This is a genomic window from Streptomyces sp. PKA51 (genome assembly GCF_057552455.1).
The window spans coordinates 182,193-203,068 of record NZ_BAAJPZ010000011.1; the positions used below are offsets into that span (position 1 = coordinate 182,193).

The 20,876-nt window shown below is 72.4% G+C and carries 14 protein-coding genes; 10 read left to right on the forward strand and 4 right to left on the reverse strand.

The window, feature by feature from the left end; all coding sequences use genetic code 11:
- The 8 genes from AC27L3_RS18495 (at position 1) to AC27L3_RS18530 (ending at position 13,359) form a co-directional block, all read left to right on the forward strand.
- Positions 1 to 4,368, forward strand: coding sequence for a beta-ketoacyl synthase N-terminal-like domain-containing protein (locus AC27L3_RS18495; RefSeq protein WP_487235142.1), 4,368 nt, complete (start codon positions 1 to 3; stop codon positions 4,366 to 4,368).
- Entirely contained in the window at positions 4,365 to 4,655 is a 291-nt protein-coding gene (locus AC27L3_RS18500) for an acyl carrier protein (protein WP_487235143.1), read from the forward strand. Before AC27L3_RS18495 ends, AC27L3_RS18500 begins: the two co-directional genes overlap by 4 nt.
- A complete protein-coding gene (locus AC27L3_RS18505; RefSeq protein ID WP_487235144.1) occupies positions 4,652 to 5,446 on the forward strand; it encodes an alpha/beta fold hydrolase in 795 nt (264 codons plus the stop codon). The genes AC27L3_RS18500 and AC27L3_RS18505 overlap by 4 nt, the downstream gene beginning before the upstream one ends.
- Complete coding sequence (locus AC27L3_RS18510; RefSeq protein ID WP_487235145.1) at positions 5,443 to 6,654, forward strand: glycosyltransferase; 1,212 nt, start codon at positions 5,443 to 5,445, stop codon at positions 6,652 to 6,654. The genes AC27L3_RS18505 and AC27L3_RS18510 overlap by 4 nt, the downstream gene beginning before the upstream one ends.
- Positions 6,651 to 7,703, forward strand: a complete 1,053-nt coding sequence (locus AC27L3_RS18515) for a class I SAM-dependent methyltransferase (RefSeq protein ID WP_487235146.1) — start codon at positions 6,651 to 6,653, stop codon at positions 7,701 to 7,703. The genes AC27L3_RS18510 and AC27L3_RS18515 overlap by 4 nt, the downstream gene beginning before the upstream one ends.
- Positions 7,704 to 7,877: 174 nt before the next feature.
- The gene (locus AC27L3_RS18520) at positions 7,878 to 10,628 is read left to right on the forward strand and encodes a discoidin domain-containing protein (protein ID WP_487235147.1); all 2,751 of its coding nucleotides are present in this window, start codon (positions 7,878 to 7,880) and stop codon (positions 10,626 to 10,628) included.
- 164 nt (positions 10,629 to 10,792) lie between these two features.
- Complete coding sequence (locus AC27L3_RS18525; RefSeq protein ID WP_487235148.1) at positions 10,793 to 12,181, forward strand: phosphatase PAP2 family protein; 1,389 nt, start codon at positions 10,793 to 10,795, stop codon at positions 12,179 to 12,181.
- Positions 12,182 to 12,276: 95 nt separating this feature from the next.
- Positions 12,277 to 13,359 (forward strand): amidinotransferase, encoded by a 1,083-nt coding sequence (locus AC27L3_RS18530; RefSeq protein WP_487235175.1) that lies wholly within the window; start codon positions 12,277 to 12,279, stop codon positions 13,357 to 13,359.
- Here the strand turns inward: AC27L3_RS18530 and AC27L3_RS18535 are convergent.
- Together AC27L3_RS18535 and AC27L3_RS18540 are read right to left on the reverse strand one after the other, a co-directional pair.
- Positions 13,352 to 13,684, reverse strand: a complete 333-nt coding sequence (locus AC27L3_RS18535) for an STAS domain-containing protein (protein ID WP_487235149.1) — start codon at positions 13,682 to 13,684, stop codon at positions 13,352 to 13,354. The genes AC27L3_RS18530 and AC27L3_RS18535 overlap by 8 nt on opposite strands.
- A gap of 76 nt (positions 13,685 to 13,760) precedes the next feature.
- Complete coding sequence (locus AC27L3_RS18540; protein WP_487235150.1) at positions 13,761 to 15,053, reverse strand: RICIN domain-containing protein; 1,293 nt, start codon at positions 15,051 to 15,053, stop codon at positions 13,761 to 13,763.
- Between the two features lie 114 nt (positions 15,054 to 15,167).
- Between AC27L3_RS18540 and AC27L3_RS18545 the strand changes: the two genes are divergently transcribed.
- Positions 15,168 to 16,427: a Gfo/Idh/MocA family protein gene (locus AC27L3_RS18545; protein ID WP_487235151.1), complete on the forward strand. Its 1,260-nt coding sequence runs from the start codon at positions 15,168 to 15,170 to the stop codon at positions 16,425 to 16,427.
- Between the two features lie 4 nt (positions 16,428 to 16,431).
- On the opposite strand, the gene AC27L3_RS18550 is transcribed toward AC27L3_RS18545, so the two are convergent.
- Entirely contained in the window at positions 16,432 to 17,196 is a 765-nt protein-coding gene (locus tag AC27L3_RS18550; protein ID WP_487235152.1) for a class I SAM-dependent methyltransferase, read from the reverse strand.
- A gap of 147 nt (positions 17,197 to 17,343) precedes the next feature.
- On the opposite strand from AC27L3_RS18550, the gene AC27L3_RS18555 reads away from it, so the two are divergent.
- Positions 17,344 to 18,726 carry a phosphatase PAP2 family protein gene (locus AC27L3_RS18555; RefSeq protein WP_487235153.1) on the forward strand — a complete coding sequence of 461 codons (1,383 nt, stop codon included), beginning with the start codon at positions 17,344 to 17,346 and terminating at the stop codon, positions 18,724 to 18,726.
- Positions 18,727 to 18,859: 133 nt separating this feature from the next.
- On the opposite strand, the gene AC27L3_RS18560 is transcribed toward AC27L3_RS18555, so the two are convergent.
- Positions 18,860 to 20,731, reverse strand: coding sequence for a CASTOR/POLLUX-related putative ion channel (locus AC27L3_RS18560; protein ID WP_487235154.1), 1,872 nt, complete (start codon positions 20,729 to 20,731; stop codon positions 18,860 to 18,862).
- Positions 20,732 to 20,876: the final 145 nt, after the last annotated feature.

Sequence of the window (20,876 nt, forward strand, 5' to 3'; positions counted from 1 at the left end):
ATGGCGGTCACGCTGCCCGGCGCGGACGACCTGGAGACCTACTGGCACAACCTGCGCACCGGCGTGGACGCCATCACCGAGGCGCCGCCGGGGCGCTGGGACCAGGAGGAGTACCGCTCCGGTGCCATCTACTGCCGGCGCGGCGGCTTCGTCGACGACCGGCTCACCGGCTTCGACCCCGTCGCCTTCGGCATCATGCCGGACTCCGTCCCGGCCACCGAGCCCGACCAGCTGATCGCCCTGCGCACGGCCGCCGCCGCGATCGCCGACGCGGGCGGCCTGTCCACGGTGCCCCCCACCCGCATCGGAGTGGTGCTGGGCCGCGGCGGCTACCTCACGGCCGGGCTGGCACGCCTCGACCAACGCGTGCGCACCGCCGGCCAATTGACCCGCACCCTGCGCGAACTGCTGCCCGACCTCGGCGAGGAGCGGCTGGCCCGGGTGCGTACCGCCTTCGAGGAGGCCCTGGGACCGGACCGCCCCGAAGCGGCCCTCGGCCTGGTCCCCAACTTCGCCGCCTCGCGCATCGCCAACCGGCTGGACCTGCGCGGACCCGCCTACACGGTCGACGCGGCCTGCGCCTCCTCCCTGCTGGCGGTCGACCAGGCCGTGGGCGAGCTGACCGCGGGACGCTGCGACGTGATGCTCGCCGGCGGCGTGCACCACTGCCACGACGTCACCCTGTGGTCGGTCTTCGCCCGGCTCGGGGCCCTCTCCCGGACCGAGCGGATCCGCCCCTTCCATCGGGACGCGGACGGGGTGCTCATCGGCGAGGGCACCGCGGTGCTCGTCCTCAAACGGCTCGCCGACGCCGTGCGCGCCGGCGACCGGGTGTACGCGGTGGTCCGGGGCACGGGCGTGGCCGGCGACGGACGCACCGCCACCCTGGTGAACCCGGACCCGGACGGCCAGACCCGGGCGGTCCGCCTCGCCTGGGAGGCGGCCGGCCTGGACCCCGCGGCCCCCGGCGCGCTCGGCCTGCTGGAAGCCCACGGCACGGGAACACCCAGCGGTGACGCGGCCGAGATCACCACGCTCCACCGCGTGTTCGGCACCCCGCGCGCACCGGACGCGGTGATCGGCTCGGTCAAGTCGATGATCGGCCACACCATGCCGGCGGCGGGCGCCGCGGGCCTGGTCAAGGCCGCCCTGGCCCTCCACCACCGGGTGCTGCCGCCCACCCTGCACTGCGACGACCCCCACCCCGGGCTGCTCGCCACCCGCTTCCGCCCGTCCCCGGTGGCCCGCCCCTGGGAGGCGGAGGTGCGCCGCGCGGGGGTGAACGCCTTCGGCTTCGGCGGCATCAACGCGCACGTGGTGCTGGAGGAGTTCGTCCCCGCGGCGGGCAGGAGACGCCCTGCGTCCGCGGCCCTGCGCGTGGACGAGCCCGAACCGGTCCTGCGGATCGCGGCCGAGTCCCCCGAGGCGCTGCGTGCGCTCCTCGAAACCGAGGACACCCGGCTGCGTGCCGCAGGGCACACCGGCACCGGAGCTGCCCGGCTGGCCGTGGCCGGGCCCGGGGCCGAGCGCCTCGCACTGGCCCGCAACGTGGTCGCCCGCGGTCTGGCCTGGGGAGGCCGCCGCGAGGTGTGGTTCGCGCCCCGGCCCCTGCTCGGGGCGGCCGGCGGCCGTACCGCCTTCCTCTTCCCCGGCCTGGAGGCCGGATTCGTCCCCCAGGGCGAGGACGTCGCCCGCCACTTCGGACTGCCCCGCCCCGCCTGGCAGCAGGCCCGGGTCGGCGCCGTCGCCGAGCACGGCGCCGCCGTCGTCGACGCCGGCCGGCTCCTGGCCGCCGCGCTGCGCCGCTGCGGCATCGCCCCCGACGCCCTGGCCGGGCACAGCGTGGGGGAGTGGACCGCCATGGCCGTCGGCGGGATCTTCGCCGACAAGGAAGTGGACGCCTTCCTGCGGGACTTCGACCCCCTGGAGCTGCGCGTCCCCGACCTGGTCTTCGTCACCTACGGGGCGCCCGCGGCCCAGGTGGAGGCGGCCCTGGCCGGAGTCGACGAGGTGGTGCTCTCCCACGACAACGCCCCGCACCAGTGCGTGGTGTGCGGTCCCGCGGCCCAGGTGGAGAAGGTGACGCAGCGGCTGCGCCGCGACGGCGTGCTCGGCCGTGCCCTGCCCTTCGCGTCCGGCTTCCACACGCCCATGCTGGCCCCCTACCTGGGGCCCATCCGCCAGGCCATGCGACGCTTCACCCTCCACCGGCCCTCGGTGCCCGTCTGGTCGGGCACGACCTGCGCGCCGTTCCCGGAGGGCGAGGGGGAGGTCCGGGAGCTCGCCGTGCGCCATCTCCTGGAGCCGGTCCGCTTCCGCGGCCTCGTCGAGGCCCTGTACGGGGCCGGGTTCCGCGCCTTCGTCCAGGCCGGACAGGGCCAGTTGCCGGCGCTGGTCGGCGACATCCTCGCCGACCGCGCGCACGTGGCGGTCACGGCCGGGGGCGGCGACGGCGGCGACGGCCTCGGCCGGGTGCGGCGCGCCGTGGCCGGCCTGTGGGCGTACGGGGCGGAGCCCGACCTCGCGGCCCTGGCCCCCGGGGCAGGCCGCCCCACCGGTACGGTCGCGGTGCCGGCCCCGCCGGGCGTACGGCTCGGCCTGGACGCCGGGCCCGTCCGCCTCGACCCCGCCACCCGGGAGAGGCTCCGTACGGAGCTGCGCGGCGCGCTCGGCGGCGAGGGGACGCCGGGCAGCGGCCGGCTCGCGGAGGCCGCCCGGCGGCACCCCGAAGCGGAACAACTGCGCGCCCTGCTGAGCGAGACGGCCGACGCGGCCGCGGCGCTCTTCGCGCAGTACGACGCTCCCCGGGCGGCGGCCCCGGCCGCCGCTACCCGCGTCACCACCGTCCGCGTGGCCCTTGACACCATGCCGTACCTCGCCGACCACTGCTTCTACCGCCAGCGGCCCGACTGGCCCGACCTCGGCGACCGCTGGCCCGTGGTCCCCGCGACGACCATGATCCAGCACATGACCGAGGCGGCGGCCGCGCCCGGCACCGGTGTCACGGTCGCCGTCCGCAACGCCCGCTTCCTGGCCTGGCTGGTCGCCGAGCCCGCCGTCGAGGTGAGCGTGACGGTCCGCCCCGTACCCGGCCGGCCGGACCGCCGCACCGTCGAGTTCGGCCGGTACGCCCGTGCCGAGACGCAGACGGCACCCGGCCACCCGGCACCGCCCGCCCGCTGGCCCGTCCCGGCCGACGAACAGCCGCCCACCGTCTCGGCCCGGCGGATGTACGGCGAGCGCTGGATGTTCCACGGGCCGCTCTTCCAGGGCGTCACCGCGGTCACCGGACTCGGCGCACGGCACGTCCGGGGCGTGATCACCGCTCTGCCCACGCCCGGCGCGCTCCTGGACAACGCCGGGCAGCTCCTCGGCTACTGGCTGATGGCCACCCGCTCCGACCGCACCGTCGTGCTGCCGGCCGCCATCCGCGAGATCCGGTTCCACGGACCGGAACCCACCGCCGGCGAGCGCCTCGAATGCCACATCCGCATCACCTCCCTCACCGAAACCCGGCTGACGGCCGACATCCAGCTCAGCCACGGCAAAGCCGTCCACTGCGAGATCGACGGCTGGGAGGACCGCCGCTTCGACTCGCCCGCCGCCACCGACGCCATCCGGCGCCGTCCCGAGCACAGCACCCTCTCCCGCGTCCGGCCCGGCGGCTGGCACCTGGTCTTCGAGTACTGGCCCGACCCGGCCTCCCGCGAGCTGATGATGCGCAACGTGCTCGGCGGCGCGGAACGGGACGCCTACGTCGCCCGGCCACGGCAGGACAGGCCGCAGTGGCTGCTCGGCCGCATCGCCGCCAAGGACGCCGTACGCCACCACCTGTGGCAGCACGGCGCGGGCCCGGTCTTCCCCGCCGAGATCCGGGTGCGCGACGACGACAGCGGCCGACCGCACCCCGAAGGAGTGCACGGCCGGGAACTGCCACCGCTCTCCCTGTCCTTCGCCCCCTGCGCGGAAGCGGCCGTCGCCCTGGTCCGTCCACCCGGCGGCGCACCGGCCGGCATCGGCATCGCGGAGATCACCGAGCGGCAGCAGGCCACCTGCGACACGGTCCTGGCCCCCGGCGACCACCCGCTGTACGACCGCATCGGCGGCGACGCACACACCCTCGTCCGCTTCCGGGCGGCCAAAGAGGCCGCGGCCAGGGCCGAGGGCACCGGTGTGCCGGGACACCTGCGGGAGCTGTGCATCACCACCGCGGACGGCGACCGGCTGACGGTCCGTACGCCCTCCGGCCGCACGTATCCCGTGTCCCTCGCCGAGGTCGCCAACCCACCGGGCCTGCCGCCCCGCCGCTACGTCGTCGCCTGGACCGAGGACACCCACCGGCAGCACCACGAGGAGAGCCCTTCATGACCACCACCCCCACATGCGACGCCACCGTGCTCGCCGAGGTCACCGAAGCACTGCACGCCGTCCTGCCCGAGCTCGGCCTCGAAGGCACGGTCGTCACCATGGACACCCGCTTCGTCGAGGACCTCGACCTGGAGTCCATCGACCTGGTCGCCCTCACCGCCGAGCTCGGGCGCCGCTACGGCGACCGGGTCGACTTCCCGGCCTTCTTCGCCTCCCTCGAACTCACCGAGATCATCGAGCTGTCCGTCGGCCGGCTGGTCCACTACATCGCAGGGCGCCCGAGGTGACCCGGGCCGCCCGACCCCGGCTGAACGCCGTACGCCTCGGACCACGCGGCGGGCAGACCGTCGTCCTGGTCCACGGCATCGCCACCGACAACCTGACCAGCTACTACTTCACCGTGGCCCCGGCACTCGCCGCGGCCGGGCACGACGTGGTGATGTACGACCAGCGCGGCCACGGCCGCAGCGAACGCCCCACCACCGGCTACCGCCTGGAGGACTTCACCGGCGACCTCGCCGCCCTCCTCGACGACCTCGACACCACCGGGCCCGTGCACCTGGCCGGCAACTCCTTCGGCGGCACCGTCGCCTTCGACTACGCCCTGCACCACCCCGGCCGGGTCGCCGGCCTCCTGACCGTGGAGTCCGAGCCGCCCACCGCGGCCTGGGCGGCGAAGATGAGCACCCTCCTGGGAGGCTCGGCGCACCGGCTCCACGACGGGCGGGCCCTGCCCTGGATCGAGCGGAGCTACGGCCGGCACGCGGCCCGGCTGGTCCGCCGGGCCCGCCCGCTGCTGCAGGAGACGACGATCGCCGCCGACATCGCGGCCAGCCGCATACCCGCCGAGGACCGCTGGCGCGAGCTCGACCTGCCCGTCCGCGCGGTGTACGGGGCCACCTCCGACCTCGCGGCCATGGCGCCCCGGCTGCAATCCCTGCTCCCCGACTGCCGCACCCACCTGGTCCCGGGCCACGGCCACTCCGTCCTCGTGGGCGACCCGCGGACCGTCGGGACGCTCATGCTCGACTGGCTCCGGGCGGGAGAACGGCAGCGGACGAAGGCCGTGCGCGTATGAGCCGGTTCCTCTTCGTGGTGCCGCCGCTCGTCGGGCACGTCCATCCCGCCGCCGCGGTGGCCGCCGAACTCACCCGCCGCGGGCACCGCGTCGCCTGGGCCGGGCACCCCGGGCTCGTCCGGGAACTGGCGGGACCCGGCGCCGAGGTCCACGCCTGCGCGACGCCCGGCGACGCGCACCGGCCCCCCGAACTGCGCGGGGTCGCGGCGCTGCGCTTCCTGTGGCAGGACTTCCTCGCCCCGCTCGCCACAGCGATGGCACCGGGCGTCGAACGGGCCGCCGCCGTCTTCCGCCCGGACGTGGTCGTCGCCGACCAGCAGGCGCTCGCCGGGGCCCTGACGGCCGAACGGCTCGGCATCCCCTGTGCGACCTCCGCCACCACCTCCGCCGAATTCTCCGGCGCGCTGTCCGCCATGCCGAAGGTGGAGGAATGGATCCGCACCCTGCTGGCCGGGCTGCGCGCCGCGCTCGGCGACCCGGCGCGCACCCACGACCCCCGCTTCTCGCCCGACCTCGTCCTCGCCTTCACCACCCCCGCCCTGGCGGGCGCGTGCGCCGCGCCCCCGCAGACCCGCTTCGTCGGACCCGCCCTCGCCCGGCGGCGGCCCGGCACCGCACCCTTCCCCTGGCAGTGGCTGGATCCCGCACGGCACACCGTCCTGGTCTCCCTCGGCACCGCCAACACCGGCCTCGGCGCCCGCTTCCTCGCCGAGTGCGCGGCGGCCGTACGGGACCGGTCCCCCCACGTCCAGGCCGTCGTCGCCGACCCGGGCGGGGCACTGGAGGGCACCTCGGACGACACCGTGCTGGCCGTGCGGCGCGTACCGCAACCCGCTCTGCTCGGCCGGGCCGCGGCGGTCGTCTGCCACGCCGGCCACAACACCGTCGCGGAATCCCTGCTGCACGGGGTTCCGCTGGTCGTCGCCCCCATCCGGGACGACCAGCCCGTGATCGCCCACCAGCTCACCACGGCCGGAGCCGGCATCCGCATCCGGTTCGGCCGCGCAGACCGCCACGCGATCGGCGCCGCACTGGACGCCGTGCTCACCGCCCCCGCGTACCGCGCGGCCGCACACCGCGTCCGGGAATCCTTCCGCGCCGCCGGAGGTGCCGCCGCGGCCGCCACCCACCTCGAAGAACTCGCCCTCACAGAACTCGCCCCCACAAGACAAGCCCCCACACAACAAGGAGGACCGGGACGACCATGAACCGGACCCAGGAGGTAGCCCGGCTCCGCGTCGACTACCAGAGCGAACTCGCCCGTGGCACCGACCGCTTCCACGAGCCCAGGCGCACCACGTGCCCCTGGTGCGGCTCCACGCGCCTGCGGACCCGGCTGCGCACCGCCGACCTGCTCCAGCACAAGCCCGGCACCTTCGTGATCGACCAGTGCCGCGCCTGCTCCCACTCCTTCCAGAACCCCCGGCTCACGCCCGAGGGACTGGACTTCTACTACCGGGACTTCTACGACGGCCTGGGAGCGGACCTGTCGGAATGGGTCTTCAACGGCAGGGGCAACCACAAGCGCTACCGCGCCGGCGCCCGTGCCCTCCTGCCGTTCGGCGCCCCGCGCCGCTGGCTGGACGTCGGCACCGGGCACGGACACTTCCCCGAGACGGCCAGGACGGTGCATCCGGCCACCGTCTTCGACGGACTCGACGTCGGCGAAGGCGTCGAGGAGGGCAAGCGCCAGGGCCGGATCGCCGAGGCGTACCGCGGCCTGCTCACCGACCTCGCCCCCAAACTGGAGGGCAGCTACGACACGGTGAGCATGTTCCACTACCTGGAGCACACCCTCGACCCGCGCGCCGAGCTGACCGCCGCCCGCACGGTCCTCGCTCCCGGCGGACACCTGATCATCGAGGTCCCGGACCCGGAATGCCTGTCGAGCGCGCTCCTGGGGCGCTGGTGGGTGCCCTACTTCCAGCCCCAGCACCTGCACCTCATCCCGCTCGCCAACCTCCGCCGCGAACTGGAGTCGCTCGGCTGCACCGTCGTCGCCGTCGAACGGCACGAGCCGCACATCCCGTTCGATCTCACCGGCGCCGCGCTCCTCGCCCTCGTCCACGCCCTCCCGCCTGCCGACGCCCCCTGGCACGCCGCACCGCCCAGCGGTCTCCGGAGCGCCGCCCGCGAGGCCCTGTTCTGGTCGTCCGTCCCCCTGCTGGCCGGTGTGTACGGCGTGGAACAGCTGCTCGCCCCGCTCGCCCGCCGGACACGGCTGTCCAACGCGTACCGGATCGTGGCCCGCATGTGACGGCGCGATGCCCGGGGCCGAACCGCCGGCGCAGAGCGGCCGCATCGTGGCGCCCGGGCACAACACGGCACATCTTCTTCAAGAACCGTACAGACAACGTCGACTGTTGACCCTCTTCCGTTCATTAATTTAAGGTCGCGGGACTCTTGGAAGAGATCCAGACGACGGAGAACAATGACGTACTCTCCCGGTGCGCGGCCGCGTCCTGCCCGCCTGTCCGCACTGCTGCTCGCAGGCGCGCTCGTCGCCTCGGTGCCGCCCGCGGCCGTCGCGCAGGCGCCGCAACCCCCCACCACCGACCGTCCTTCCGACTCCGCCCCACCCGCCGGCAGTTGCCGGACCGGCGACGGCTGGACCCTCGCAACCGATCGCATCGACACCGACGACACCCACCACGCCTACGTCGGCAACGGCTACCTGGGCCAGCGCATACCGCCCAACGGCGCCGGCTACGGCGACAGCAGCGCCAAGACCGGCTGGCCGTTGTTCACCCCCGCCTACGACGGCTCGTTCGTCTCCGGCCTGTATGCGCACAACCCGCAGACCGCCGCCGACCGGCAGGCCGTCGCCGCCCTGCCCACCTGGACGGGCCTCACCGTCGGCACCGGCGGGGCCCACGCCGATACCTTCAACTCTTTGACGAAAGCGGGTCGAATATCCGGCTATCGTCAGACCCTCTTCCTGCACTGCGGCCTCGTCCGCACCTCCCTGACCTGGACCGCCGCCGACGGCCGCAGCACCGACCTGGTCTACGACGTCCTGGCCGACCGCGACGACCCGCACACCGGCGCCGTACGACTGAGCATCACGCCCCACTGGAGCGGCCAGGCCACCGTCACCGACCTGCTCGACGGGCACGGCGCCCGGCGCATCCGGCAGACCGGCGGCGGCGACCGGACCGCGAAGAGCGCTCACGACGGCCGGACCATGGACGTCGCCTTCCGCACCGACGGCACGGACACCGACGGAGCCGTCGCCTCCACCCTGCAGGCCGGCCGCACCGTGCACCCCTCCGCGGCCCGGCGGGCCGACGCCGCGCGGGACTTGAGCGCCCACCAGTCCCTCACCTTCCCCGTCCGCAAGGGGCAGTCGTACGACGTCACCAAGTACGTCGGCGTCGACACCGCACTGACCTCGCGCGCACCCCGCCAGGAAGCCACCGCGGCCTCCCTGCGCGCCGCCCGGCGCGGATGGGACGGCCTGCTGCGCGCCCACACCGCCGCCTGGGCCCGGCTGTGGCGCTCCGGCATCGAGGTGCCGGGGCGGCGCGACCTGCAGGCATGGGTGCGCTCCGCCCAGTACGGGCTGCTCTCCAGCGCCCGGCAGGGCGCGTCCGACAGCATCGCCCCGGCCGGCCTGACCAGTGACAACTACGCGGGCCTCGTCTTCTGGGACGCCGAGACCTGGATGTACCCGGCCCTGCTGGCCACCGCCCCCGACCTCGCCCGGACCGTGGTCGACTACCGCTACCGCACCCTGCCCGGAGCCCGCGAGAACGCCCGCAAGCTCGGCTACCAGGGCCTGTTCTACCCGTGGAACAGCGGCAGCAAGGGCGACCTCGCCCGGGAATGCCACAGCGTCGACCCGCCCCACTGCCGCACCCAGATCCACCTCCAGTCCGACATATCCCTCGCCACCTGGCAGTACTACCTCGCCACCGGGGACACCGGCTGGCTGCGCGAGCGCGGCTGGCCCGTCATGAAGGGCATAGCCGAGTTCTGGGCCGGCAGAGCCGCCCGCAACACCGACGGCAGCTACTCCATCAACGACACCGCCGGCCCCGACGAGTACAGCAACGGCGTGAACGACGCCGTCTTCACCAACGCCGGAGCCGTCACCGCCCTGCGCAACGCCGCCCACGCCGCACACCTGCTGGGCGAGCGCGCCCCCGCCGAGTGGACGGCGATCGCCGACCGCATCCGCATTCCGTACGACGCCGCACGCAAGGTCTACCTGCAGTACGACGGCTACACCGGCAGCAAGATCAAGCAGGCCGACACCGTACTGCTGACCTACCCCCTGGAGTGGCCCATGCCCCAGGGCGCGGCGGCAAGCACCCTGGACTACTACGCCCGGCGCACCGACCCCGACGGCCCCGCCATGACGGACTCCGTCCACGCCATCGCCGCCGCCGGCACGGGCGAACCCGGCTGCTCCACGTACACCTACCTGCAGCGCTCCATCAGGCCGTTCGTCCGCGGACCCTTCGCCCAGTTCTCCGAGGCACGCGGCGCCAAGGCCGGCGCCGAGGACCCGCTCGCCGGCTCGCCCGCCCACGACTTCCTCACCGGCAAGGGCGGCTTCCTGCAGGTCTTCACCAACGGCCTGACCGGCATGCGGATGCGCGAGGACCGGCTGCACCTCGACCCGATGCTGCCCCCGCAGCTCGCCCGCGGCGTCACCCTGCGCGGCCTGCACTGGCAGGGCCGCACCTACGACATCGCACTCGGCGCCCGCACCACCACCGTCCGGCTCACCGGCGGCGCGCCCATGACCCTCGACACCCCGCAGGGCGCCCGCGTCCTGACCGAGGCCGCCCCGGTCGTCCTCGCAACGCGCCGCCCCGACCTCGCCCCCACCGGCAACCTCGCCCGCTGCACCGCCGTCACCGCCTCCTCCGAGGAACCCGGCCTCTACGCGGCCGCCGCCGTCGACGGCAACCCGGCCACGGCATGGGTCCCCGACGGACGGGACGGCGAACTGACCACCGACCTGGGCAAGCCGGTACGCGTCACCAAGGTCGCCCCCGACTGGAGCGGCCCGGCACCGGCCGCGTACGACGTCCGGTACTCCCTCGACGGCCGCCACTGGCGCGCTGCCGCTCCCGACGGACGACCGGTCTCCGCACGGTACGTACGGGTGGCCGTGCACGGCGGGGGCGCACCAGGGTCCCGCACGGGGATCGCCGAGCTGACGGTCTCGTAGCGGATGCGGTGACGACGCGGCCGTCCCAGGGCCGGGAGCGCACGGAATTCACCCGGACGGCCCTGTCAGGGGTGCGCTCCCGGCACCGGTGATGCACAAAGGTGACACACGTCCCAGCAGCCGATCGGCGGGGTGGCTGTCCCTGGGCGAAAGGTCGTCATCGGATGCTTTCACGAACGGACGGCAGGACTGCTTTCGTCGCAGGGCGCAGCCCACGGACGGTGCTGTGGGTCGCGGCGGGCGTGGCGACCTTCGGATTTCTCCTCGCGCTGGAGGCCACCGCGCGTCACTACGGCCTGTCGGGACCGATCACGCGTCAGGCGCGCGAGGTGATTTTCGCTCCGAAGTCGGGGCCGCTGCTGTACGGCGGTATGGCGTTGATGATGGTGGTGCTGCCGTGGCGGCAGCGGTTCGTCGCGGCCGGTGTCGCAGTCGGAATCGACGTCGTCTTCTTTGTGGTGCGGTGGGTTTTCGACGCCACGATGATGTTCGGAAACGGCGCGTTGTGGGTGGTGCTGGGGTACGCGGTCATCGCCGTCACGCGTCGCACCGGCCGGGAACGCGCGCTGCTGCTCAAGGGCGTCGGGTTGGGGCTGTTGCTGGTGACCGGCCGCAAGACCGGTGACACCTGGCTGCTGATCACCTCCAAGACGCGTCCCATGGTCCTCGACCAGTACGTGGCGGTCGCCGATCACGCCCTGGGCAATCCGTCGTGGCTGGTGGGCCGGTTCGTCAGGGCCACCGGCCCGATCGGCGGGCATCTTCTCGACTACGTCTACATCCAGCTCGCGGTGGCGGCGGTTCTCGTCTCGTTCTACCAACTGCGCAACGTCGCGGCCGAACGCCGCTTCCCGGCCCATCACCTGGTGCGTACCTTCCTCGTGATCGGGCTGCTCGGACCGGCCATCTACATGATCTTCCCGGTGGTCGGGCCGATCTTCGCCTACGGCCCGGGCGCCTACGGCGCCGGCGGGCACCAGGCGGTGGCGCATCTGTGGCCGGACACGCAGGTACTGATCACTACGCCGCACGTCATGCCGTTCGAAGGGAACGTCTCACGCAACTGCATGCCCAGTCTGCACACCGCATGGGTCACCGCGATCTTCATTCATTCCCGCAAGGGCCCGCGGCTGCTGCGCTTCTTCGGCGCGTTCTGGCTGGTTGCCACGTGCGTCGCCATGCTGGGATTCGGCTACCACTACGGCGCGGACATCATCGCCGGCGTGGTGTTCGCCCTGACGATCGAGGCGGCTCTGCGCGCGCAGGCACGCGGCTGGGACCGGCCGGGAATCCGGCTGGTCGCTTATGGCGCGACGGTGTTCACCGCGCTCCTGGTGTCGTATCGCTGTCTGCCGGTGGAGATGGCCACGTATCCGTGGGTCTTCGGACCCCTTCTCCTGTTGGTGACGGCCTCGGTGATCCACGGCTACGTACGGGCCTCGGCGAGCGCACCGCCGCCTCGAAGCCCCCGGCCCGCCTCCGGTCCTTCTCGCCGGTCCGCTTCGTGCGCGGGCGCTCCCGGATCCACCGGGGCTTCGGCGAGGGAGAGCTGAGAGGCCAGGGCCACCCGTTCGTATGCCGATGCCCTCTGCGACGTTGTTCCTCCGGTCCGCCGGGGAATGGACGCCGCGGAAGGTGGTGGTACGTGATGCCGGAATCGCCGGTCACCTCGCACAACGAGTGGGACCCTCTGGAGGAGGTCGTCGTCGGTCGTCTCGACGGCGCGGTGATCCCCTCCAGCCTGCCGGTCGTGGCGTACAGCGTCGCGCCCCGGGCGGCCCGGCTGCACGGGCTTGCCGCCGGGCGCAGGTATCCGCGCATCCTGATGGAGCGGGCGCAGCAGGAGCTCGATCAGTTCGTCGCCCTCCTGCAATCCCTCGGCATCACGGTGACCCGCCCGGACGCGGTCGACCACAGGCGGCGTTTCGCCACCCCGGACTGGTCGTCACGCGGTTTTTGCAACACCTGTCCGCGGGACAGCATGCTCGTGATCGGCGACGAGATCATCGAGACTCCGATGGCTTGGCCCTGCCGGTATTTCGAGACGCATTCCTACCGTGGGCTCCTCAAGGACTACTTCCGGCGCGGGGCGCGCTGGACCGCCGCGCCGAAGCCGCAACTGACGGACGAGCTGTTCGAGAAGGACTTCCGTGTTCCGGAGGCCGGTGAGCCCCTGCGGTACGTCGTCACCGAGTTCGAGCCGGTATTCGACGCGGCCGACTTCGTACGCGCCGGACGCGATGTGTTCGTCACGCGGAGCAACGTGACCAACCGGATGGGCATCGAGTGGTTGCGCCGCCACCTCGGGCCCGGCTACCGCATCCACGAGATCGAGAGCCGCTGCCGGACCCCCATGCACATCGACACGACGTTGGCCCTCCTCGCCCCGGGAAAGGTACTGATCAACCCGGAATACATCGATGTCGACCGCCTGCCCGACACCCTGCGGTCCTGGGACGTCCTCGTCGCCCCCGAACCCAACCCCATCGACGAGCGCCTGCTCAAGCTCACCTCGATGTGCAGCAAATGGCTCAGCATGAACGTCCTCATGCTCGACGAGAAACGGGTGATCGTGGAGCGGCATCACACCGACATGGTGCGCGCGCTCAAGAAATGGGGTTTCGAGCCGATCCCGTGCGGCCTGCTGCACTACGCGCCCTTCGGCGGCTCGTTCCACTGCGCGACGCTCGACGTCCGGCGCCGCGGCACGCTCGAGTCCTACTTCAGCTGATCCGGCGCGCGTCGGCGGAGGGCGCGAAGTCGAAGACGGCCTCGACTCCCGTGATCCGGAAGAGTCGCCGCACCTGCTCGGGGACGACTCCGGTGATGAGCAGATCGCGCTGCTGGTGGACACGGATCAGCACGTTGAGCCCGGTGGAGTCCATGAACGTGACGCCGGAGAGGTCCACGATCACCCTTCGACCGGTCGTGCCGGCCATGGCCACCTCGTACCAGTGGTCGGCCGAGGCCATGTCGAGCTCGCCCGACAAATACGTCGTGCCGTGCAGGCGACCCGGCTCCGCGCGCAGGTCTGGGGCCTTGCTGTCGTACGTCATGCCTCCACTGTGCCCGAGGGCCGGCCGCCGGCGCACGTTCGGCGCCGCGCGGCAGACCCCGGGCGGCAGCGGCGGGTCAGAAACGAGGATGCAGGTAGAAGACCTCGTTGACGGCCGGGGTGCCGTCGGAGTTCCGCTGGTACGGCCACTGGAGCAGCCAGGTCCCGTCGCCCGTGCGGTTGTGGTCGACGTTGGCGACCTGGCGGGTGGCGTGGTTGCGCAGCACGGTGACGTTGGGGAAGCGCCAGTCGGGGTGTTCCAGCGTGAAGTTCTGGGTGTCGCGCTGGGGGCCGCCCGGGTCGGGCTCGCCGTTGGGGCCGTGGCAGTCCCAGATGTTCAGGTAGTCACCGCTGGTGCTCTTCTGGCCCTTGTTGACGTCCAGGCACTTGCCGCTGCTGAGCGTCCGGATGCGGTACAGCGGCTGCCCGGTCTCGGCGGCGCGTCCCGCCGGCACCAGGCGCCAGCGCTGGTTGCTGCCGCCGTTGGCGTGATAGATGATCACGTGGCTGCCGTTGGCGGTCCGGCCGTTGTAGACGTCCAGGAGCCGGTCACTGTTGTCCGCGTGGATGGTCAGGTCCCGGGGGCTGCCCGAGGCGCGCAGACTGGAGAAGCCGACGGGCCAGTGGTCGCTCCCGTAGTTGGGGTTCACGGTCGCCTGCCAGTTCTGCGTGTTGACGTTGGAGGCCGCGAAGTCGAGCTCGTTGCCGCTCTGCTGGGTGGCCTGGCCGCTGTTGTAGATCCGGGTGTTCTGCGGCACGCCGTCGTTGAGGACGTTCCGCGGGGAGCGGTTGAAGTCGCCGAGCACGACCCAGTTCGGGACGTTGGTGCCGGACGCGTACCCGGCGACCCGGCGGATGAGCGCGGCCGCGTCGTTGCGCCGCCCGCCGTTGGACGCCGCGTGCACGGAGGCGAAGACGGTCCGGTCCTCGCGGCGCACCACTGCCAGCGCCGAGCGGTAGCCACCCGTCAGCTCCTGGACGGAGTCCGGGTAGAACGACGTGACGATGCCGAGGTTGCGGGATCTCTGGTTGAGGATGTGCAGGTAGCGGAACTGCCCGCTGCCGACGTCCCACAGGTACGAGCGGATGTTGCCGTTCTGGCCGAGCAGGTGCGCACCGGCGGGCGCGGCCCCGGGCACCTCCTGGAGGGCCACGACGCCGAAGGTGCGCGACAGCCTCTGCACGCCCGACCAACGGCTGGAGCCGACCTGCATGTTCCAGGTGGCCAAGCGGTGGGTGTCGGGGTCGGCGGCGGCCGCGGGCCCGCCGCCGACCAGCAGCATCGTGCAGGCGAGCACTCCGGCCAGCACCGCGGCGCCGATCCGGCGCGCGAGGGTGACCGGCGGGGTGTCGAATGATGTCAAGGACATGCCCGGATTCTTCCTGCCGGGCCGTGGCCCGCGGAAGGAGGGAACACGCCGGAGATCAAGAAGGGTGCGGGGAAAACGGCCCGCTGCCGCGACGGCGGCTCGTAGGGTTGCGTCATGTCGCCTGTCTCTCTCCTCGTCATCGGCGCCGGCGATCGAGGCACCGGGTACGCACGATGGGCCCTGCAGCACCCCGACCGGGCCACCGTCGTCGGCGTGGCCGAGCCACGCCTCGTGCGCCGCGCCCGGCTCGCCGAAGAACACGGCATCGCGCCCGGGAACGCGGTGGCGCACTGGAAGGAGCTCGCCGCGCGCGGCCGGATCGCCGACGCCGTCCTGATCTGCACGCTCGACCGCGACCACGTCGAGCCCACCGAGGCCTTCGCCGCCCTCGGCTACCACGTCATGCTCGAAAAACCGATGGCACTGGACGAAGAGTCCTGCCGGCGCATCGTGACCGCAGTGGAGAAGGCCGGCGTCATGCTCGCCGTGGGCCACGTCCTGCGCTACACCCCCTACACGCAGGCGCTCAAAGCCGTCGTCGACTCCGGACGGCTCGGCGACGTCATGAGCATCCAGCACCTGGAGCCGGTCGGCTTCTGGCACCACGCCCACTCCTACGTCCGCGGCAACTGGCGGAACACCGACGTGGCGACGTCCATGCTGATGGCCAAGTCGTGCCACGACCTGGACTGGCTGCAGTACATCGTCGGGCAGCCGCCGTTGCGGCTGTCCAGCTTCGGCCGGCTCTCGCACTTCACCCCGGCCAACCGGCCCGCCGAGGCCGCCGACCGGTGCGTCGAGTGCCCGGTCGAGGCCCGCTGCCCGTACTCGGCCGTGCGCTTCTACGGCGGCATGCTCGACCGGGGCGAACACCGCTGGCCGCTCGGTGTCATCGTCGACGACTTCACCCCGCAAGCCCTCGAACAGGCCCTGCGCACGGGCCCGTACGGGCGGTGCGTGTACGCCTGCGACAACGACGTGGTCGACCACCAGGTCGTCGCGATGGAGTTCCCCGGCGGGGTCACCGCCACCTTCACCATGACCGCGTTCACCGAAGGCGGCCCTCGCAGGACCCGGATCTTCGGCACCCGTGGCGAGCTGTACGGCGACGGCCGGACGATACGGATCCACGACTTCCTGACCCGCGGCGACGAGGAGGTCACGCCCGTACGGCAGGGGGAGATGACCGCGGCCGGCGGCCACGGCGGCGGCGACGCGGGGCTCATGGACGCCTTCGTCGCGGCCGTGGCCACCGGGGACCCCACGCGGATCACGTCGGGCCCCCGCGACTCCCTCGCCAGCCACCTGGCGGTCCTCGCGGCCGAGCGCGCGCGAATCAACGGCACGGTCGAAACGCTCGTGGCCGAGCGGTAGCGGGTCAAGGAGTGCCGGCGCGTACGGCGGTGGTCGCCAAAGTGGTGTAGTGCATCGTGAAGCGACCACCCAGGGCATCGATGGCATGCCCGACCGCGCCCAGGACCTCTGCCAGTTGAGCGGGGGCAAGCCGGGTCAGGCCGCCGGTCGTGGGGAGCAGATCCAGCCATTGGTCGCGCGTGCAGGACTGCTCCCAGTCGAATCGCCACTGTTCCGGGTCGTGGAAGTGCCCGGTCTCGCGGATCCTGTCGGCGATCGTCGCGTACCCCGCCTGGTACGTCTCCAGCGGACGCCGCGCCGGCTGACGGCCGAACGGGGAGTCGGGCACCACCCGGCGGAAGGCGGCCGCGAACGGCTCGGCCACCTCGGCAGGCGGCTCGAAGACGTGCCCGAAGATCGCCAGGCGCCCGTTCGGACGCAGCACCCGGGCCGCCTTCACGGCACCGGCGACCGGGTCCACCCAGTGCCACGACTGGGCGGCGATCAGCGCGTCGAACGCCCGGCCGGCCGGCTCCCAGGCTTCGAAGGTCGCCACCTCCACCTGCAGACCGCGGGACCGAGCCCAGTCGGCCATCCGTGCATCCGGCTCGACACCGAGCACGGTGCAGCCGGCGGCCTGGAACTGGCGGGCCGCAATGCCCGTGCCGCAGCCGACGTCGAGCACGTCGGGCCCCGGGATGCCGCCGACGACACGCGCCACCAGGGCATCGGGGTAGGTCGGTCGGGCCCGGTCGTAGCGTTGCGCATCCATGCCGAACGACTCGGCCATCTGTCGAGCCTCATGCAGGTGCGCCGGCTCCGGCTGCTCTCGCGGTAAGGACATGCGTTCACCGTAGCGGGCAAGCGGCCGCCGCCACCTACGGTCGAGGCACAGGACGCCGCACGGTGAAACCCGGGCAAACCGGTCAAATAATTGATGCCTATAGTATGGCGGGTGTTTTCGCGAATAAGCTGCAGAACCAAGTTCGCCGCGTGGCGTCAACCGCGGACGATCCTGTGGGCCACGGCGGGCGTGGTGACCCTCGGGTTCCTCATCATGCTGGAGATTGCCGCGCGTCGCTACTGCGGCGTACCGGGGCCGATCACCACCCAGGCGCGCGAGGTGATATTCGCCCCGAAACCCGGCCCGCTGTACGGCGGCATGGCCTTGATGATGGTGGTCCTCACCTGGCGGCAACGGTTCATCGCGGCCGGCGCGGCGATCGGCATCGACCTCGTCTTCGTGCTGGTGCGGTGGGCGGTCGACGCCAAGGTCGACAGCGATCACTTCTTCGGCAACGGCGCGCTGTGGGTGATGCTGGGCTGTGCCGTCATCGCCGTCACGCGCCGCACCGGCAAGGAACGCATTCTGCTGCTCAAGGGCGTCGGGCTGGGCCTGCTGCTGGTGGCCGGCCGCAAGACCGGTGACACGTGGCTGCTCATCACGTCGAAGACACGCCCCACGGTGCTCGACCCGTACGTGGCCACCGCCGACCACGCGCTGGGCAACCCGTCGTGGGTGATGGGCCGGGTCCTGCGGGCCACCGCCCCGATCGGCACCCACATCGTCGACGTCGTCTACGCCCAGCTCGCGGTCGCCGCGGTCGTCGTCGCGCTGTACCAGCTGCGCAACGTGGCGACCGAGCGCCGCTTCCCGAGCCACCACCTGGTGCGCACCTTCCTGGTCATCGGCCTCCTCGGACCGGCCATCTACATGATCTTTCCGGTCGTCGGGCCGGTCTTCGCCTACGGCCCGGGCGCCTCCGGCACCGGCGGCGTGCAGTGGGCGGTGGCCAACCTGTGGCCGAACACCCCGCCGCCGATCGGCGCCCTGCACGCGGTGCCGTACGACGCGATCACCCCGCGCAACTGCATGCCCAGCCTGCACACGGCATGGGCCACCACGATCTTCATTCATTCCCGCAAGGGCCCCAGGCTGCTGCGCTACGCCGGCGCCTTCTGGCTGGTCGCCACCCTCAGCGCGACGCTGGGATTCGGCTACCACTACGGCGTGGATCTCGTGGCGGGCGTGGTGTTCGCGCTCACGATCGAGACGGCCATGCGCGCGTTCGACCGCGGCTGGGACCGCTCGGCAATCCGGCTGGTCGGTTACGGCGCGGCGGTCTTCGCCGCGCTCCTGGCGGCGTACCGCTATCTGCCGCTGGAGATGGCCGAGCACCCGTGGGTGTTCGGACCGCTGCTCCTGCTGGCGATGGGCTCGGTGATCTACGGCTACGTACGCACCACCCAGCGGTGGGAGCCGAACGCACCCGAGCCCGTGCCGGCGCGGCGACCGGAACCGCAGCCCGAACCGGTGTGACGCACGACCCCGTCGCCCTGGACCGTGGGGCCGGGTGCCCGGTGCCCCGGTCCCGGGAGGTGGGGGAGGCCGTGGGTGAGGCCGCCCGGGAAGGGGATCCGGTCCAGCGTGCGCCGGCGCCGGTTCGGCGCCGCTATTCGTTCTCGGCCAGCACGATGACGTGGTCGCCCTTCCGGAGGGTGAGCGGCGTGCCCTTCAGCGGGTTGAGGTGAATTCCGTAGGACGGCGGCGCATTGCGGTCCCGTCCGAGCCGGTAGCCGACGGCTGTCTCTCCTCGTCTGCGCGCGGCCTCGATGACGGTGGCGAAATTCGCCTCCACGCCGGTCTTCAGATACTGGTGCGCCGGCTTGAGGTAGATCTCCGAGCCCGCGGGGTCGAGCAGGTCGCAGAGGACCTCGTGCAGTTGCGGGCTCTCCACCAGCTGGGTCAGCAGCAGGCAGATCAGCTTGCTGCTGACGATGAAGTCGTCGGCCTTGGTGACCTGGGCGACCTCCCGGTTGCTGTCGTTGTTCATCTCCGAGACGATCGAGTACGGGTCGCCCAGCGCCTCTTCGATGTCCCGCAGGTGCAGCAGGGTCACCAGGGTCCTGTTGTCGGCCAGCTCCGGATCGACCGATTCGTCCGTGAGTACCAGGATGTGCTGGTAGTCGCCCGGGCGGAGGGCCTCCAGCGACGCCCTGCTCGTGGGCCGGCAGGGACGGTGGCCGAGGGTGAGGTTGGCCAGGCCGGTGGGGAGAGCGCCGGGACGGGTGGGAGCGGCGACGTCGAGATGCGAGCCGGGCCGGACGAACCGGTCGAGCAAATCGATGATGGTGCCGGCACGGGAGTTCCAGCCGATCAGCAGCGTGCGGTCGGGGGCCCGTTGCCAGGGGCGGCCGTCGGCGATGGCCGACTCCACGGCCTTGACCGGGACGTCCGCCAGCCTGACGAGGATGTCGTCCTCGGCGATGAGGATCACGGCGTCGTCCGCGGTGACGACCGTGGACATCTCCGGATTGAGGCGGACGCGACCCTCCTTGGTGTACAGGCCGATCGGGGCGCCGCTGCGGTAGAGGTCGAGGATCTCCCCGTACGTCGAGCCGCTCAGCGTCGGTTCGTGCCTGATGTAGATCTCGTTGCCGTAGAAGCTCAGCAGCTCGTTGCAGACCGCCGACAGGCCCGATTGCCGGTGCGACTGCACGACGAGCCGGACGGCGAGGTCGTCGGCGTCGACGACCAGGCCGCTCTCGCCGGCCGCGAGCCGGGCGGCCGCGAGGTTGCCCGAATCCATCACGGCCGCGACGAACGGCGGCCGGCCGGGTTCCCACGACCTGTTGTTGAGGATCAGCAGCGTCTTGATGACGGTGGTGTCGCCGTCGGGGGAGAAGGGTGGGAGCACCATGATCGACCTGGCGGTGTCCGGGCTCACCAGCTCCAGATCGGCCTGCTTGAGCGGGTTGCCCGAACGGCAGATGACCTGGGTCCGGCCCGTCCAGGGAACCCGCGTGCGGATCTGCTCCTCCATGGCGACCTTGTTGCGGTCGGCGAGGATCACCACACAGGACCGGCGCTGGCTCTGGTTGGCCTCGACGAGCTCCTCGACGACCGTGAAGATGTGCTCCGACCAGCCGAGCACCAGCGTGTGACCGCGCTCGATGATGCGGGAGCGGCCGTTGCGCAGCAGCTGGAGCCGGTGGTTGAGGCCCGTGGTCAGCACGCCGATGAGGGTGCTGACGATGAAGACGCCGCCCAGCGTGACCGCCAGCATGAGCCCGAGGAACAGCGGGCTGCCGTGGTCGCCGCCCATGGTGCCCGGGTCGAGGGTGCGCAGCAGACTCATCCACGCCACCCCCGCCCAGCCGCCGTTGGACTCGGTGTCCTCGTCGGTCAGGAGCACGACCCCCACCGTGGTGACGGCGATCAGTGCCACTGATCCCAGGCCCAACCAGCCGATGAGCGCAGGCGTTCCGCGGTCCATCGTGCTCTCGAACCAGTACCGTAGCCGGTCCCGTCGTTTCACCCGCATGCATCCCGCCCCTCCGGGCCGTCCCCCGCCGGCGCCCGGCCGACTGCCGGGCCGCCGGCCCGAGGAACCGGCCGTCACGTCGACCGGCCCACGGAAGATATCCATGCCCGTGGGCGCCGGTCCGTACCGTGGGCGACAGGTGCCG

Coding starts and splice junctions, on each gene's coding strand:
- AC27L3_RS18495 (WP_487235142.1), top strand. CDS start 1: ATGGCGGTCACGCTGCCCGGCGCGGACGACCTGGAGACCTACTGGCAC.
- AC27L3_RS18500 (WP_487235143.1), top strand. CDS start 4,365: ATGACCACCACCCCCACATGCGACGCCACCGTGCTCGCCGAGGTCACC.
- AC27L3_RS18510 (WP_487235145.1), top strand. CDS start 5,443: ATGAGCCGGTTCCTCTTCGTGGTGCCGCCGCTCGTCGGGCACGTCCAT.
- AC27L3_RS18515 (WP_487235146.1), top strand. CDS start 6,651: ATGAACCGGACCCAGGAGGTAGCCCGGCTCCGCGTCGACTACCAGAGC.
- AC27L3_RS18520 (WP_487235147.1), top strand. CDS start 7,878: ATGACGTACTCTCCCGGTGCGCGGCCGCGTCCTGCCCGCCTGTCCGCA.
- AC27L3_RS18525 (WP_487235148.1), top strand. CDS start 10,793: ATGCTTTCACGAACGGACGGCAGGACTGCTTTCGTCGCAGGGCGCAGC.
- AC27L3_RS18530 (WP_487235175.1), top strand. CDS start 12,277: ATGCCGGAATCGCCGGTCACCTCGCACAACGAGTGGGACCCTCTGGAG.
- AC27L3_RS18535 (WP_487235149.1), bottom strand. CDS start 13,684: ATGACGTACGACAGCAAGGCCCCAGACCTGCGCGCGGAGCCGGGTCGC.
- AC27L3_RS18540 (WP_487235150.1), bottom strand. CDS start 15,053: ATGTCCTTGACATCATTCGACACCCCGCCGGTCACCCTCGCGCGCCGG.
- AC27L3_RS18545 (WP_487235151.1), top strand. CDS start 15,168: ATGTCGCCTGTCTCTCTCCTCGTCATCGGCGCCGGCGATCGAGGCACC.
- AC27L3_RS18550 (WP_487235152.1), bottom strand. CDS start 17,196: ATGGCCGAGTCGTTCGGCATGGATGCGCAACGCTACGACCGGGCCCGA.
- AC27L3_RS18555 (WP_487235153.1), top strand. CDS start 17,344: ATGCCTATAGTATGGCGGGTGTTTTCGCGAATAAGCTGCAGAACCAAG.
- AC27L3_RS18560 (WP_487235154.1), bottom strand. CDS start 20,731: ATGCGGGTGAAACGACGGGACCGGCTACGGTACTGGTTCGAGAGCACG.